18 protein-coding genes are annotated in these 15,133 nt (G+C 38.2%); 1 reads left to right on the top strand and 17 read right to left on the bottom strand.

What is annotated here, in order from left to right; genetic code table 11:
• Window positions 1–37 precede the first annotated feature (37 nt).
• The 14 genes from DOK81_RS05480 to DOK81_RS05415 form a co-directional block, all read right to left on the bottom strand.
• Complete coding sequence (locus DOK81_RS05480; RefSeq protein ID WP_206909157.1) at window positions 38–769, bottom strand: amino acid ABC transporter ATP-binding protein; 732 nt, start codon at window positions 767–769, stop codon at window positions 38–40.
• 14 nt (window positions 770–783) lie between these two features.
• On the bottom strand, window positions 784–1,470 hold the full coding sequence (locus DOK81_RS05475) for an amino acid ABC transporter permease (protein WP_206909156.1): 687 nt from the start codon (window positions 1,468–1,470) through the stop codon (window positions 784–786).
• Between the two features lie 14 nt (window positions 1,471–1,484).
• The gene (locus DOK81_RS05470; RefSeq protein ID WP_206909154.1) at window positions 1,485–2,309 is read right to left on the bottom strand and encodes a transporter substrate-binding domain-containing protein; all 825 of its coding nucleotides are present in this window, start codon (window positions 2,307–2,309) and stop codon (window positions 1,485–1,487) included.
• Between the two features lie 290 nt (window positions 2,310–2,599).
• A complete protein-coding gene (locus DOK81_RS05465; protein WP_206909153.1) occupies window positions 2,600–3,385 on the bottom strand; it encodes an acetyl-CoA carboxylase carboxyl transferase subunit alpha in 786 nt (261 codons plus the stop codon).
• Window positions 3,378–4,247, bottom strand: coding sequence for an acetyl-CoA carboxylase, carboxyltransferase subunit beta (accD, locus tag DOK81_RS05460; protein WP_206909151.1), 870 nt, complete (start codon window positions 4,245–4,247; stop codon window positions 3,378–3,380). The genes DOK81_RS05465 and accD overlap by 8 nt, the downstream gene beginning before the upstream one ends.
• Window positions 4,248–5,627, bottom strand: coding sequence for an acetyl-CoA carboxylase biotin carboxylase subunit (locus DOK81_RS05455; RefSeq protein ID WP_206909149.1), 1,380 nt, complete (start codon window positions 5,625–5,627; stop codon window positions 4,248–4,250).
• A 7-nt stretch (window positions 5,628–5,634) separates the two neighbouring features.
• Complete coding sequence (gene fabZ, locus DOK81_RS05450; RefSeq protein ID WP_206899138.1) at window positions 5,635–6,054, bottom strand: 3-hydroxyacyl-ACP dehydratase FabZ; 420 nt, start codon at window positions 6,052–6,054, stop codon at window positions 5,635–5,637.
• 14 nt (window positions 6,055–6,068) lie between these two features.
• Entirely contained in the window at window positions 6,069–6,554 is a 486-nt protein-coding gene (gene accB, locus DOK81_RS05445; protein ID WP_206909147.1) for an acetyl-CoA carboxylase biotin carboxyl carrier protein, read from the bottom strand.
• Between the two features lie 2 nt (window positions 6,555–6,556).
• Window positions 6,557–7,792: a beta-ketoacyl-ACP synthase II gene (gene fabF / locus DOK81_RS05440; RefSeq protein ID WP_206909144.1), complete on the bottom strand. Its 1,236-nt coding sequence runs from the start codon at window positions 7,790–7,792 to the stop codon at window positions 6,557–6,559.
• An 18-nt stretch (window positions 7,793–7,810) separates the two neighbouring features.
• The gene (gene fabG, locus DOK81_RS05435; RefSeq protein ID WP_206909142.1) at window positions 7,811–8,548 is read right to left on the bottom strand and encodes a 3-oxoacyl-[acyl-carrier-protein] reductase; all 738 of its coding nucleotides are present in this window, start codon (window positions 8,546–8,548) and stop codon (window positions 7,811–7,813) included.
• Between the two features lie 2 nt (window positions 8,549–8,550).
• Window positions 8,551–9,477, bottom strand: coding sequence for an ACP S-malonyltransferase (fabD, locus tag DOK81_RS05430; protein WP_206909140.1), 927 nt, complete (start codon window positions 9,475–9,477; stop codon window positions 8,551–8,553).
• Window positions 9,478–9,581: 104 nt separating this feature from the next.
• Window positions 9,582–9,806, bottom strand: coding sequence for an acyl carrier protein (locus DOK81_RS05425; protein ID WP_002287614.1), 225 nt, complete (start codon window positions 9,804–9,806; stop codon window positions 9,582–9,584).
• Window positions 9,807–9,866: 60 nt separating this feature from the next.
• Window positions 9,867–10,829, bottom strand: coding sequence for a beta-ketoacyl-ACP synthase III (locus DOK81_RS05420; RefSeq protein ID WP_206909138.1), 963 nt, complete (start codon window positions 10,827–10,829; stop codon window positions 9,867–9,869).
• A gap of 9 nt (window positions 10,830–10,838) precedes the next feature.
• Window positions 10,839–11,279 (bottom strand): MarR family transcriptional regulator, encoded by a 441-nt coding sequence (locus tag DOK81_RS05415; protein ID WP_067480856.1) that lies wholly within the window; start codon window positions 11,277–11,279, stop codon window positions 10,839–10,841.
• A gap of 304 nt (window positions 11,280–11,583) precedes the next feature.
• Here DOK81_RS05415 and DOK81_RS05410 point away from each other — a divergent pair, with 304 nt between their 5' ends.
• The gene (locus DOK81_RS05410; protein ID WP_206909136.1) at window positions 11,584–12,519 is read left to right on the top strand and encodes a GIY-YIG nuclease family protein; all 936 of its coding nucleotides are present in this window, start codon (window positions 11,584–11,586) and stop codon (window positions 12,517–12,519) included.
• Between the two features lie 100 nt (window positions 12,520–12,619).
• Here the strand turns inward: DOK81_RS05410 and DOK81_RS05405 are convergent, their stop codons facing one another.
• From DOK81_RS05405 to DOK81_RS05395, 3 genes are all read right to left on the bottom strand, one after another.
• A complete protein-coding gene (locus tag DOK81_RS05405) occupies window positions 12,620–12,850 on the bottom strand; it encodes a YkuJ family protein (RefSeq protein WP_206899131.1) in 231 nt (76 codons plus the stop codon).
• An 85-nt stretch (window positions 12,851–12,935) separates the two neighbouring features.
• A complete protein-coding gene (locus DOK81_RS05400) occupies window positions 12,936–13,823 on the bottom strand; it encodes an NAD(P)-dependent oxidoreductase (RefSeq protein WP_206909134.1) in 888 nt (295 codons plus the stop codon).
• Window positions 13,824–13,898: 75 nt separating this feature from the next.
• On the bottom strand, window positions 13,899–15,122 hold the full coding sequence (locus DOK81_RS05395; protein WP_206909132.1) for a glycosyltransferase family 4 protein: 1,224 nt from the start codon (window positions 15,120–15,122) through the stop codon (window positions 13,899–13,901).
• Between the last annotated feature and the right edge of the window lie 11 nt (window positions 15,123–15,133).

The raw sequence follows: 15,133 nt of genomic DNA, 5'->3' as shown, positions 1-15,133 counted from the left end.
AAAGAAAAACGATCACCACACGGCAATCGTTTTTCTTTTATAAAACTTTTTCAAGAAACTGCCGTGTTCTCTCTTTCTTCGTTTCCTCGAAAAGTTCTTTTGGCGTCCCTTCTTCAATCATCCTTCCATCATCCATGAATAAAACACGATCGCCAACTTCTCGCGCAAAGCCCATTTCATGGGTCACGATTACCATGGTCATACCTTCCTTTGCTAATTCCTGCATAACTGATAGAACTTCTCCAACCATTTCTGGATCTAATGCAGACGTTGGTTCATCAAACAACATTACTTTAGGTTCCATCGCAAGAGCTCTGGCGATTGCGATTCTTTGTTGTTGTCCGCCTGATAATGCTTGCGGATATTCATGTGCTTTTGCTACCAAACCAACTTTGTCAAGAAGGACTAACGCTTTTTCTTCTGCCTCTGCGCGACTGATTTTTTTTACTTTCGTCGGTGCCAGCAAAATATTTTCTAACACTGTTAAATTTGGAAATAAATTGAATTGTTGAAAAACCATTCCCATCTGTTCCCTCATTTGGTAAATATCTGTTTTTTTGTTGGTGATTTCTTGACCATCAAACAAGATTATTCCACTGGTCGGCTCTTCTAACAGATTTAAGCAGCGTAAAAACGTACTTTTTCCAGAGCCAGACGGGCCAATCACTACCACGACCTCTCCTTGAGTGATTTCTAATGTGATGCCTTTTAAAATTTCTTTTTGTCCAAATGTTTTGGTTAAGTGATTCACTTGAATAAGTGCTTCCATTGACGTCCTTCCTTTCATCGGTATCCTTTACCTAATTTGATTTCCCAAACATGCAGCAATCTCGACATCAAAAAGGTTAGAACAAAATAAATAATTGCGGCTACGTAGAGAGGTTCTAAAGGAAGATACGAATTCGAGATAACAATTTGAGCACTATTTAATAACTCGTAGATTCCAATTGTCGAAAGTAGGGAAGAATCTTTGATCAACGTGATAAATTCATTACCCATTGGAGGCAAGATATTTCTTAATGCTTGTGGTAAAATCACATATTGCATTGTTTGCATTGGTCTAAGTCCCAACGAGCTAGCGGCCTCGTCTTGCCCAAAATTGACAGCCATGATTCCACCACGAACAATTTCAGCGACATAAGCACCCGAATTCATTGATAAGACAATCATTCCCGGTATTAACCGACTAAAGTCAACATCTAGCACACCTAGAGTCAATGTTGGTGCATGAACCACACCTTGTAACAATCCGAAACCAATTAAAATTTGGATCAGCATTGGTGTCCCACGTAATACTTCGATATAAGCATTGGCAAACCATCGTAAAGGACGAATCTTTGAAAGCTTAAATAATGCCATGACAACACCAATTACTGTTCCAAAAACAATCGTAATAACGGAGATAATTAATGTAATTAATGCACCTGACAGGAAATAGGGATAGTATATCGATAGAAATGAAAAATTCACGTAATCAAACTCCTTTATTTTTCCGCTTTTTTAGCTAACTCTGTATTTTTTTTAATAAATTCATCCATTTTTCCTGAGCTTTGTAATTCTTTGATAACTTGATTAACTTTCTTTTGTAATTCTTCTTCACCTTTTGGTAATGCAATTGCGTAGGCTTCTTCATCGCTCGAAACTAAATCAACATCTGCTAACATCAATTCTGGATTGTTTTCAATATAAGAATTTGCAACGGTTTCCTCTAACACCAATCCATCAATTGATCCTTGTTTTAATTCAATGATTAGATTAGGCACTTTAGCTACAGAAACTAGTTGTGCGTCTGCCACTTGTTCTTTCACAACATCTTCTTGAACTGATCCTTTTTGCGCGCCCACTTTTTTCTTTGCAAAACTTTTTAGACTAGTTAATTCATTTACGTTTTCTTTATTAATCACCATTTTTTGAGGTGGAGCAAAATAATTATCTGAGAAGTCAAATGTTTGTTGACGTTCTTCTGTTGCCGAAATACCAGAAATCGCTAAATTGACTTTTCCTTGTTGTAAGGCTGCTAATACCGCATTGAATTCCATATCCATCACCTCGACTTTGACACCCAATTCTTTCGCGATTTCATTCGCCAAATCAATATCCACACCGACGATTTTATCTTTTCCATCAATCATCGTATGAAATTCAAATGGAGCAAAATCTGCAGAAGTTCCCACCACTAATTTTCCAGAGTCTTGGATGCTTTGAATCACTTCTTTTTTTGAATCATTACTTGTTTCTTTTCCTTCTGAGCTACATGCACCTAAAAGGACCACCATTGAAACCATCGCAAACCAAATTATTTTTTTCATCTATACTCTCCTCTAATATTTATACACACAACATTCAGTTAATGAGTTATTATACATAATATCAGATTTTTTATTCATTTCAAGAGTAATTTTTGAAAAAATATGCGAAAATTTCATTTATCATGAGTTTTTCCTTGTTTTTGACTAAAAATCATTCGCCTCTAACTTCATTCCAAATGATTCCAAGCAAATTCAAAATCAGATCGAAGCAAAGAAAAACAAATTGCTTTGTTTTTTTCAATACAACAAAAAGAGGCTGGGAGAAATCCCAACCTCTTATCATCAGTCGTTTAGTACTTACGGAATCTTTCATAACGGTTTTCAAGTAAAGTAGTTACATCCGTTTGCGATAATTCAGTTAACTTTTCAATTATTGCTTTTTTCATTATGTGTGCTACTTTAGGCCAAGGAAGTGGTTCCCCATTAAAAGTTTCTGGAATCACCTTGTCCACAATTCCTAATTCATGTAATTCAGGCGCAGTGATTTTCATCAGCTCAGCCGCTTCAGCCGCTCGGCTTCCATCTTTCCACAAAATAGATGCAAATCCTTCTGGTGAAAGAATCGCATAAATCGTTTGCTCAAGCATCCAAACTTCATCAGCAACACCAAGAGCAAGCGCTCCACCACTGCCGCCTTCACCAATGATGATTGCTAGAACTGGTACTTTCAAATCAGACATTTCTAAAAGATTTTTGGCGATTGCTTCACCTTCGCCACGTTCTTCCGCTCCTACCCCACAATAAGCTCCAGCAGTATTAATCAGCGTGATGACTGGACGTTTAAATTTTTCTGCCTGTTTCATCAATCTCAACGCTTTGCGGTACCCTTCTGGATGTGGTGAACCGAAGTTTCGTTGGATATTTTCTTGTAGATCTCGCCCCTTTTGGATGCCAATCACTGTGATTGGTTTGCCAGCTAAACGAGCAATCCCCCCAACGATTGCTTCATCATCACCAAACAAACGATCACCATGAAACTCCTGAAATCCATCAAAAATTTCTTCAAAAAAATCTAAACTCGTCCAACGTTCTTTTGCTCTAGCTAGTTGAACAACCTCATGAGCTGTTTTATTCATGATCCAACCAACCTTTCTGTGTATGCAACTCAAGCAACTGATGAATGGTTTGCTTCAATTCTGTTCGTGGAACGATCTGATCAACAAAACCATGGGCTAACAAAAATTCTGCCTTTTGAAAATCTTCCGGTAATTCCTGTTTAATCGTTTGTTCAATTACCCGACGACCAGCAAAACCAATCAAGCTTTGCGGCTCAGCTAAAATCACATCACCCTCCATCGCAAAACTAGCGGTTACACCACCAGTTGTTGGATCAGTCAAAATCGTTAGATAAAAAAGCCCTGCATTACTGTGACGTTTCACCGCTGCGGAAATTTTTGCCATTTGCATTAAAGAAAAAATACCTTCTTGCATTCTGGCACCGCCAGAGGCAGTAAACAAGACCACAGGTAAATTTGCTGTTAACGCCCGTTCAAATAATCTAGTTATTTTTTCGCCAACAATCGTTCCCATGCTTCCCATGATAAAGTTTGAATCCATCACGCCAATTGCCAAAGGAATGTCATTGATCGTTGCTTTACCAGTCAAAATGGCTTCATGCAATCCAGTTTTTTCTTGCATCACTTCGATTTTGTCCTGGTACCCAGGAAAATTCAAAGGATCTTCTGTTGCTAATTCAGTATCCCATTCTTCAAAGCTTTTTTCATCAATCGTTAACGCTAATCGTTGCCAAGCACTGATACGAAACGTGTAACCACAGTTCGGACAAACACGTTCTTCACCAATATCTTTTGTGTAAATGATGTGTTTACAATTCGGACACTTTGCCCACATGTTGTCAGGAACAGTTGGTGGACTTGTAGGCTGAGCTCCACGATTTGGGTTAATGCGAATATATTTTTTCTTCTTAAACAGAGCCATCTACTCGCCTCCAATCTCCGTTTCAGGTGTCCAATTTGGTAAAAATTCTTCTTGTAAAAATGCCGTCGTGTAATCACCAGCAATCACTGCTGGATGACTAATCAAGTCCATTTGAAATTCGGCATTTGTCACAACACCATCTGTCACGATTTCACTTAACGCACGTTGCATTTTCATCAACGCCTCAAAGCGTGTATCGCCATGAACAATGACTTTAGCAATCATTGAATCATAGTATGGAGGTATTTTATAGCCTGAATAAACTGCACTATCGACACGTAAACCCATTCCTCCAGCAGGAAGTAATAAGTTTTCAATGGTTCCAGGTGAAGGGGCAAAATGAAAAGCTGGATTTTCTGCATTGATTCGACATTCAATCGCATGACCTTGAAACTTGATGTCGCTTTGTTCTAACCCCAATGGTTCGCCTGCTGCGATTTCAATTTGCTTTTTCACTAAGTCAACATTCGTTACCATTTCTGTCACTGGATGTTCTACTTGAATTCGCGTATTCATTTCCATAAAGTAAAAGGCACCAGATTCATCCATCAGAAATTCAATGGTTCCAGCATTTTCGTAATTTACAGCTTTCGCTGCACGAACAGCCGCAGCGCCTAAATCTGCACGTTTTGCAGCAGAAATCACAACAGATGGTGATTCTTCAAGAACTTTTTGATTATTTCTTTGTAACGAACAATCACGCTCACCCAAATGAATGACATTTCCATAATGATCACCCAATATTTGAACTTCAATGTGTCTTGCTGGATAAATAATTTTTTCCAAATACATTTCGTCATTTCCAAACGCAGCAGCAGCTTCTTGTTGCGCAGAAGCAAAGTGTTGTGGTAGGTCTTCTTTGGTCATTACCTTCCGAATTCCTTTACCACCGCCACCAGCAGCGGCCTTTAGCATAACTGGGTAACCAATCTTATCCGCAACAGACAAAGCTTCTTCCACAGTAGAAAGTACACCTTCGCTTCCCGGGATCACCGGGACTTTCGCTTCTTGCATCAAGCGACGGGCATTAATCTTATTCCCCATTGCATCAATTGTTTCACTTTTAGGCCCAATAAAAACAATATTGCACTCTTCACACATTGATGCAAAACGACTATTTTCAGATAAAAAACCAAAACCTGGGTGAATCGCTTCGGCCTTAGTAACGATTGCCGCACTCAAAACCTGTTGAACATTCAAATAAGAATCAACAGCTTTCGCTGGTCCAATGCAAATCGCTTCATCTGCTAATTGGGTATGCAATGCGTCAGCATCTGCTTCTGAATATACAGCAACGGTTTGAATACCTAATTCACGACAGGCACGAATAATCCGCACGGCAATTTCACCGCGGTTAGCTATCAAAACTTTTGAAAACATATTTCACCTATCCAATCATAAAGGTTAATTCAGCTTCGGCAACTTTTTTGCCATCCACTTTTGCGACACCCTTCCCGATTCCTGCGGAAGATTTTACTTTGATAATTTCAACTTCCAAATATAAAGTATCTCCTGGTGTCACTTTGCGACGGAATTTTGCTTTATCCAATCCGCCAAAATAAGCTGTCTTTCCTTTAAATTGTTCTAAAGACAATAAGGCAACCGCTCCAGCTTGTGCCATTGCTTCAACAATCAGCACACCTGGCATAACTGGTTCTTCCGGAAAATGCCCTTGAAAAAAAGGTTCATTGATTGTGACATTTTTCTTAGCGATAACTCTTTCGCCTGCAACCATTTCTTCCACTCGATCAATCAGCAACATTGGGTAACGATGTGGAATGATTTCTTTGATTTCTTGAATATTCATCTTCTACCTCTTTCTTATTTTGGCTGAATTTTAACGAGTGGTTGACCAAATTCAACAACTTCTTCATTTTCAACCAGAATTTCAACAATTTCTCCGTCAAATTCACTGGTAATCTCATTCATTAGTTTCATTGCTTCAATAATACAGATGATTTCACCTTTTACTACTTGGTCACCAACTTTTTTGTAAGCTGGTTTGTCCGGTGAAGGTTGTAAATATACAACACCAACAATGGGTGATTTTACTTCGATACCTTCAATTTCTTGCTTCGTGTCCGCTACGACAGACTGTTCCTTGAACGGTTCATCTGGTTTGATTTCTGGTTTAGCTGATACAGATTGGACTGCAGGTGCTTCCATTGTTTGAGGCGCTGTTGCTGCTCCACGACTCGTATTGTTTTTATTCATATAAAGTTCAAATTGACCTTCGCGCAAATCAAATTCAGTCAAAGAAGATTGATCAAATTGCGTTACTAATTCTTTAATTTCACTGATATTCAAACTTATTCCTCCCAGCGTTTCATACAAAGGACCGCATTATGCCCACCGAAACCTAGTGAGTTACTCATTGCATAAGTAATTTCAGCAGGTTTACTGTCATTTTTTACGACTGTTAAATCAATCTCTGGATCTTGATTCACTACGTTGATAGTTGGTGGTATAAATTGGTGCTCTAACGCTAACAACGTTGCTAATGCTTCGATTCCCCCTGCAGCGCCTAGTAAATGACCTGTCATTGATTTCGTGCTGCTAACATAGGTTTCTCGGAAGTTTTCACCAAGTGCTAGCTGAATTGCTTTTGCTTCTGCTTGGTCATTTGCGGGTGTACTTGTTCCGTGGGCGTTGATATAGCCCACTTCTTCTGGCTGGATTCCTGCTTCGTCCATTGCCAATTTCATTGCTTTTGAAGCGCCTGATCCGTCTGGTGTTGGTGCTGTCATATGATAGGCATCACAATTTGAACCGTAACCAACGATTTCACCATAGATTTTTGCACCACGTGCTTTTGCATGTTCCAAGGACTCGATCACTAAGATTCCAGCGCCTTCTCCCATAACAAAACCATTACGCTCTTCATCAAATGGAATGGAACCACGTGTTGGATCCGTAGCAGTTGATAAAGCAGTCAACGCAGCAAAACCTGCGATTCCCATTTCACAGATTGTCGCTTCTGTTCCGCCAGCTAAGATAACGTCTGAGTATCCATGTTTGATGTTACGGTAAGCCTCACCAATTGAGTTTGTTCCACTAGCACAAGCTGTAACGATTGATGTACAAATTCCCTTAGCGCCTACTCGTAAGGCAATATTTCCAGCAGCCATGTTAGCGATCGACATAGGAACAAACATTGGGGATACGCGCTTAGCACCTTTTTCATGCAAACGAATTACTTGATTTTCAATTGTTGGTAAACCACCAATTCCAGAGCCAACGATAACGCCGAAACGGTCTTGATTGATTTTTTCTTTTTCTAATCCACTCATTTCAATCGCTTCAAGAGCGGCATAGATTCCATAAATCGAAAACATGTCCATACGTTTGCTGTCTTTTTTAATAAAGTATTTATCATAAGGGAAATCTTTTACTTCACCAGCTAACGTAATTCCTGTTTCAGTTGCATCAAATTTTGTAATTGGTGCAATTCCATTCGTTCCGTTTTTTAAACTATCTAAAAAGCTATCGGCATCGTTTCCGATTGGCGAAGTAACACCATAGCCTGTAATTACTACTCGATTCATCAATCATCTTCCTTTCTATTATCCGTGCATGACCAAACCGCCATCAACATTGATCACTTGACCTGTGATGTACGCATTTTCTGCTAAGAAAACTGCAGCTTTGGCAATATCTTCCACATGACCAAAGCGTTGCAGTGGAATTTGTTTTGTGACTTGTTCTTTCACCTTTTCTGATAGAACATCCGTCATGTCCGTTGCAATAAAGCCCGGCGCAATGGCGTTGCATGTGATTCCACGCGTCGCTACTTCTCTTGCAACTGATTTTGTTAAGCCAACAACTCCAGCTTTACTAGCTGCATAGTTTGCTTGTCCGACATTTCCGATTAAACCAGAAACACTTGCCAAATTGATGATTGCACCTTCACGTTTCTTCATCATTTGTTTTAAAACATGTTGGGTCATGTTGAATGTACCAGTCAAATTGATATCCAAACATTTTTTGAAATCTTCAGCGTCCATACGAAGTAATAATTTGTCATTCGTGATTCCGGCGTTATTGACCAAAATGTCAACAGAACCCAGCTTCTCTTGTGCTTCCTTGATCATCTCACCTGCTTTAGTAAAATCAGAGATATCACCAGATACCCCAATACAGGTAACACCTAAAGCTGAAATTTCAGCCAATTTCTCTGAAGAAATCGCGCTGCGACCATTTAAGACAACATTGGCACCCGCTTTAGCAAACGCAATTGCGATTGCTTCCCCGATACCTCTTGTACTTCCTGTGACAAAAACGTTTTTTCCTCTAACGTTCATAATTACCTCCCTGATAATCGTTGATAAGTTTCTTCAAATGTTTGTTGATTCTCAACACGGTAAACAGGAATCGTTTTATCGATTTTTTTCATAAAACCACTCAAGACTTTCCCTGGTCCGACTTCAATCATTTGGTCAATTCCCAATGATTTTAATTTTTCAATACTTTCATAAAAGCGAACAGGAGACATCACTTGACGCTCTAACAAGTTTGGAATTGTCTCTTTTGTCATGATCTCAGTGGTGGTATTACTAATCACTGGGATCTTTGGTTCGTTAACCGAGATCGTTTTTAATTCCTTCGCTAGTTTTTGCGCTGCTGGCGCTAGAATGCCTGTATGAAAGGGTCCACTAACATTTAACGGAATCATTCGTTTAGCGCCTTGTTCTTGTAACAAATCCGTCGCCGCATCAACAGCCACTACTTCTCCACCAATAACGATTTGTTGTGGTGTATTATAATTTGCAGGTGAAACAATCCCATACTGACTTGCTTCTTGGCAACAATCTTCAATTACTTCAATCGGTGTATTCATCACAGCGACCATTTTGCCGCTGCCGGTTGGCGCCGCCTCCGTCATATAAGCACCGCGTTTAGCCACTAATGCCACGGCTTCCTCAAACGATAGCGCTTCACTCGCAACCAATGCGGAATACTCTCCTAAGCTAAGCCCTAATGCCGCATCTGGAGTGATTCCTTGTTCTTGTAATAAACGATGATAGGCAACACTTACCGTTAAAATCGCCGGCTGTGTGTAAGTTGTTTGATTTAGCTGCTGATTCTCAGTAAAACACAAATCTGCCATGTCATAACCAAGAATTTGACTTGCTTCATCAAATGTTTGCTTTACTACAGGTTCATGATATAAATCTTGACCCATGCCTTGATATTGAGCGCCTTGCCCACTAAATAAAAATGCTGTCTTCATTATATTCTCCAATAATTTAGGATAGACGATTAAGTATCCATTTATTCAAAAAGGCCAAGACATTTCATATCGGAAATGTCCCAGCCCCCAACCTTATTACATGATTATGCAGTTTGTTTTTCAACGTAAGTAACTAAATCTTGTACAGTTTTAATGCCATCTTCTGTTTCAATTTTCACATCAAATTCATCTTCGATTTCGTTGATGATTTGGAATAAGTCCAAGCTATCAGCTTCTAAATCTTCTTGAATATCTGTCGTTAATTTAATTTCTTCTGTTTCTTTCCCTAATTCTTCTGCAATAATTTCTTGAATTTTTTCGAATACCATACGATATATTCCTCCGATATTGTTTACAATTTTATAGTTTTATTTTTATCATTTATCAGTTTATAGCTCCATGAGGATACTTCCCCATGTTAAACCTCCGCCATAACCTGTAAATACCACTTTCTGATTACTGCCTAATTGAAGCGTCCCAGCGGAAACTGCCTCATCTAATAAAATAGGAATACTTGCAGCAGAAGTATTACCATACTTGTCCATATTTGCTAGAAACTGCTCTTGTGGAATTTTGACTTTCCGAGCGATTTTCTCAATGATTCGTTGATTTGCTTGATGCAAAAGTAGATAATCAACTGAATTTTCTTGCGTTATTTCTTTTAGATTCTTCGCGACATCACGAACTGCAAAGTCAAAAATATCACGTCCAACCATCTGTAAGTAGTAAGAACCTTCTGACTTTTCAGAATAAAATGGACTTTGATTTTTATGATATCCTGCTGTTAATGAAGAACCTCTTGTGCCATCTGTTGCTAGATGCTCCACTAATAATTTTTTTGTGGCGCCAGCTTCTAATAACACACCACCTGCTCCATCACCGAATAATACAGCTGTCGAGCGGTCTGTCCAGTCAAGTAACTTAGACAACGTTTCTCCACCAATCACAAGCCCTTTTTTTGAGCCACAGCGAATCATTTTTTCAGCAATACTTAGCGCATACACAAAACCAGTACAAGCAGCACTCAAATCAAAAGCAATTGCTTTGGTTGCTCCCAATCGTCCTTGGACTTGTGCAGCCACTGAAGGCATTGCATAATCGGGAGAAATCGTAGCAACTACGATGAAATCTAATTCTTCTGGCTGCGTTTTTTGCTTTTCTAGTAATTTTTGCGCAACTAGGAAACAAAGATCTGATGTTGTTTGATTTGTTACACAACGTCTTTCTCTAATCCCAGTTCGTGAACTGATCCATTTGTCTGATGTCTCCATCATTTGTGAAAGTTCATCGTTTGTCACGATTCTTTCAGGAAGTGCACTTGCAGTTGCCATAATTGTTCCAAATTGTTCCATTAGCGTTCCTCACTTATACTCTCGCAAGAAATCATGCAAGTTTTTCAGTGCATTTAACAAAGCATGCTGTTCTTGGTCACCCATTCCGTCCAGAATATTTTTGACCATCTCTCGATGAAAATGTTGGTGCACGCGATATAATAGCTTACCCTTTTTCGTTAAGCCTAGTTTCACCACACGCCGATCATCTTCACTGCGAATACGCTCAACATACCCTTTTTTCACTAATTTGTTGATGGCAGTGGTCAAGGTCCCAACAGTGATCGATAACTCCTTTGCTACTTCTGAAGTTGTTTTTTTCTTATACATACCGATTGCCTCGATTGTATGCATCTCAGTAATCGATAGATCGTTGAATTGTGATTTTTTCAACTCAGACTCTTCGATCGTCAAGATATCATTGAACACACTTACGAGATAATCATTAACTGTTTTCAAATCTGGTTCCATGTTCCACCATCCACTAATTAGTTTGATTATCAAATCTTTTGATGTTCAAACTATATCTTAACTTTTTTCAAAAATCAACCGTATTCAGTGATTTTTTTTGATTCTCAGTTTATTTTAAGGAAAAACTCATTTACAAATATTGATAAAATAGATATTCAACAACGATAGATTAAAAAAACATTTCAAAAAAATATTTTGATTATCAAAGCTTTTTCTTCTGTTCATTTTCCAAAAAAGAAGTTTTCTTGTTTGTTTTTTTCAAATTTGTTATAGTTTTTTTGATTGAAAGACAAAAGGAGTAATTATGCTTAAAGAAAAAGTCAAAAATCTACCTCTTCTTCCTGGCGTTTATTTAATGAAAGATAAACACGGTTCAGTGATTTATGTAGGTAAAGCTAAACAGTTAAAAAAACGTGTAAGTAGTTACTTTCAACAAAACAAGCAACATTCAAATAAGGTACTAAGAATGATACATACCATTGTCGATTTTGATTTTGTCGTCGTAGATACTGAACTAGATGCGTTACTCTTAGAATGCGAACTAATTCAACACTATCATCCCATCTATAATCGACAAATGAACTATTTTACTAATTATAATTATCTGCAATTAACTGACACTGGTTTTGTTTTGTCGGATGATCCCACTTCTCAAAGTTTTGGTCCTTTTCGTTCCTATAAAAAAATACCTACTATCTTACGTATTTTAGAAGAAACTTACCAAATGCCTTGGCTGAAAGAAATTAGTTTGCTCGCTTTGCGAACACAGCTACCAACAATTAGTCAACTATCCTTTCAACAAAAGAAAAGAGAAATCCAAGGACTTCTACAAGGTAAAAATAAAAAAATTTTGTCTTATCTTAAACAACGACAAGAACATTTTATTGAACTTCTCAATTTCGAACGTGCAAGTAATATTCAAAATGAGATTGAACTAATGACTTCCTTCATCCGACAAATCAGAAACCAAAAAACATTTTTGCAGACATCTCGTCTTACTTTGGCTTTACCCGTTGCGGCAAATCCACAGCTAACAAAATATTATTTGATTTCCTACGGTCAATTAATAACGACATCTAAACTGGCTAGTGACATCCTGCCAGATTTTCGTTTCACCGCTGGAAGTGATACTTTAGCAAAAAAACAACAATTGACAAAGGCGGAAGTTGATCCTGTTCAAATTTTGCTCAGCTACCAGCGTAAGATTAGCAAAGAACAGCCGAAAATAAATAATCAATGAGTATCTAGCAGCCACTCAAAAGCACAACATAAAAAGACCGAGATGAACAATCATCCCGGTCTTTTTATGTTGTGTACAAGCTTACGCTAAATTAGCAAAACTATTGGATTAAGTCGTAGATTTCCATCGCAACGATATCAATATTATCAAACTCGTATTGTTGATGTGTATCTGTTTCAGTTAATTCAAATGTAGCAGTTGCTTTATCATAAGTTACTGTACATTTTTCAACGCCTTCTTTTTCAAAGCGACGAACTTGCAACTCGTTGTCTGCTGATTCGACCATAGCCTCCAGTCGTTTAATAATTGCGACTAATTGTGAATGTGTCATAGGAGGTCCTCCTTTTCTTATTTCTGTTATATTGTAACAAAGTCATGGCTGTCTTGCATTGATTTTCGCGAAAAAAACAAGTTTTTTACGATTTTTTTTCTGGGACATTTCCATTCGGCCACCAAAGTTTAATCAACGCTTGTGTCCCATCGTTTTCAAACCCTTTACCAGCCAACTGTTCGTACAAAATGAGTGCTTGTTTAGTAGCAGGTAATTCAAGTGATTGATTTTCTGCTTCATCTAAAGCAATTTTTAAATCTTTGATAAAATGTTTAACAAAAAATCCAGGAGAATAGTCTTCACGTAAAATACGTGGTGCATAATTGCTCAAAGACCAGTTTGCTGCACTACCACCAGAAAGCGTTTCAATCACTTTTTTCAAATCAAGTTGATTTTTCTCTGCGTAAGCTAACATTTCGGTCATACCTGTCATTGTACCAGCAATCATGATTTGGTTAGCCATTTTTGTATGCTGACCTTTTCCTGCATCACCATGTAACGTGAAAGTTGAGCCAAACTCTCTAAAAATCGGCAAAACTTTTTCATAAATATCTTCTCGTCCACCAACCATAATTGTTAACGTAGCATTTTTTGCCCCCAAATCGCCACCTGAGACGGGAGCATCTAATGCAGCTGCTCCCTTTTCAGAAGCTGTCTGAGCAATTTTCTCTGCCAAAGTTGGTGTACTAGTTGTTAAATCAACCACAATTTTTTCTGAAACATTTGCTGAAAAAATGCCATTTTGTCCGTAATAAATTTCCTCAACATCCGTTGGATAACCAACCATTGTAAAAATCACTTGACCTTGTTCAGCCACTAACTGTGGTGTATCTGCCCAAACAGCTCCCTTAGCCACTAAAGGATCTGCTTTTGCTTTCGTTCGATTATAAACGACCACTTCATATCCCGCTCGTAATAAGTGTTCAACAATAGAACTACCCATCACACCTGTTCCAATAAATCCGAGTTTCATGTTCTAACCTCCTAAAAAAAACCTTGACTCTAGTATACGCTAGAATCAAGGTTTGTTAAGAATAAATTGCTTTATTTATCGTTTAAATGAATTTAATTTAATTTTGATTCGCTCGATGGAAGCTTCTTCTTCTTTTCGACGCATTTCTTCTTCATGATAAATAATCATGTCTTGGTAAAATTCAATCATGGCTTCACCAAAATGCGTAGATGAAATTTCATAAAGTTTTGCAGCTAAAACCGCTTCATCACCAGGAATATCATCTATTATATATTGAATAAGTGCTTGTGCAAAATCTTCGTCTGTTTCAAAAGTCTTCCCTAGTGATGCGTGATCGAACAGGCGGTTCAAATAAGCGTTACCTTCGACCACACACGGTGTACCAGCAGCCATAGCTTCTGTATACGTGAGTCCTTGTGTTTCCGAGGTGGACGCACTGACAAAATAATCTGCTGCTTTATAATAAAGAGCCACTGCATTGTTATCGACTTCACCGGTAAACTGAACGACTTCTTGTAAATCTAATTCTTCTATTAAATCCTGTAATTCTTCCATATAAGGACCTTTTCCCACAATCACTAAGCGCGCATTTGGATAAGACGCAATGACTTCTGGAAAGCCTTGAATAATTGCTTGAATGTTTTTCTCATAAGAGAGTCGACTAAGCGAAAGCACCATCAATTGGTCATCAGTTAATCCTAATGACGACCGTAATGCGCTGACCTCCTGAGCGGTAATATCTGCTCGCTTAAATTTTTCGATATCAATCCCTGTTGGAATCACTCGTAAAGGTGCAACTACACCATACCCACGCAATGTATCGATCACTCGTTCGCTTGGACAAACAACGCCTGTCGTATGGTTAGCAAAAATACGCGAAAAATATTTGACGTGTGACTGTCTGATCACTTTACCATTTGCAATATAATGAAGATAATCTTCATACATTGTATGGTATGTATGAATAACTGGAATTTTCAATCTTTTTGCTACCATTTTCCCCAAAATTCCCGCTCCAAATTCAGTATGCGTATGGATCAAATCTAGTTCCAACTCCTTGGCAACTAAATAAGCATACCACATGCCTCTCACAACGATTCGCCGATCTTTGAAAGAAACAAACGGAACACTGGGCATTCTAATAACATCTTTTTCTAATTTATCCGCATTCGGATCTGTTGTAGTGAAAATATAGACTTCATGACCATTTTTTTCAAGCTCATCTTTTAATGTCTTGATTGACGTAGAAACTCCGCTAACTTGCGGAAAATAGGTATCGGTAAAAAAGCCAACTTTCATGTTTTTTTGCC

Source organism: Enterococcus sp. DIV0660C (genome assembly GCF_017316125.1).
GTDB lineage: Bacteria > Bacillota > Bacilli > Lactobacillales > Enterococcaceae > Enterococcus_B.
Note: the sequence above shows the minus strand (reverse complement) of the source record. Positions and strands in the feature narration are given on the sequence as shown.

Coding starts and splice junctions, on each gene's coding strand:
- DOK81_RS05400 (WP_206909134.1), bottom strand. CDS start 13,823: ATGAAACTCGGATTTATTGGAACAGGTGTGATGGGTAGTTCTATTGTT.
- DOK81_RS05455 (WP_206909149.1), bottom strand. CDS start 5,627: ATGTTTTCAAAAGTTTTGATAGCTAACCGCGGTGAAATTGCCGTGCGG.
- fabZ (WP_206899138.1), bottom strand. CDS start 6,054: ATGAATATTCAAGAAATCAAAGAAATCATTCCACATCGTTACCCAATG.
- DOK81_RS05480 (WP_206909157.1), bottom strand. CDS start 769: ATGGAAGCACTTATTCAAGTGAATCACTTAACCAAAACATTTGGACAA.
- DOK81_RS05405 (WP_206899131.1), bottom strand. CDS start 12,850: ATGACACATTCACAATTAGTCGCAATTATTAAACGACTGGAGGCTATG.
- DOK81_RS05410 (WP_206909136.1), top strand. CDS start 11,584: ATGCTTAAAGAAAAAGTCAAAAATCTACCTCTTCTTCCTGGCGTTTAT.
- fabD (WP_206909140.1), bottom strand. CDS start 9,477: ATGAAGACAGCATTTTTATTTAGTGGGCAAGGCGCTCAATATCAAGGC.
- DOK81_RS05465 (WP_206909153.1), bottom strand. CDS start 3,385: ATGAATAAAACAGCTCATGAGGTTGTTCAACTAGCTAGAGCAAAAGAA.
- accD (WP_206909151.1), bottom strand. CDS start 4,247: ATGGCTCTGTTTAAGAAGAAAAAATATATTCGCATTAACCCAAATCGT.
- DOK81_RS05415 (WP_067480856.1), bottom strand. CDS start 11,279: ATGGAACCAGATTTGAAAACAGTTAATGATTATCTCGTAAGTGTGTTC.
- DOK81_RS05425 (WP_002287614.1), bottom strand. CDS start 9,806: ATGGTATTCGAAAAAATTCAAGAAATTATTGCAGAAGAATTAGGGAAA.
- DOK81_RS05470 (WP_206909154.1), bottom strand. CDS start 2,309: ATGAAAAAAATAATTTGGTTTGCGATGGTTTCAATGGTGGTCCTTTTA.
- DOK81_RS05420 (WP_206909138.1), bottom strand. CDS start 10,829: ATGGAACAATTTGGAACAATTATGGCAACTGCAAGTGCACTTCCTGAA.
- fabG (WP_206909142.1), bottom strand. CDS start 8,548: ATGAACGTTAGAGGAAAAAACGTTTTTGTCACAGGAAGTACAAGAGGT.
- DOK81_RS05395 (WP_206909132.1), bottom strand. CDS start 15,122: ATGAAAGTTGGCTTTTTTACCGATACCTATTTTCCGCAAGTTAGCGGA.
- fabF (WP_206909144.1), bottom strand. CDS start 7,792: ATGAATCGAGTAGTAATTACAGGCTATGGTGTTACTTCGCCAATCGGA.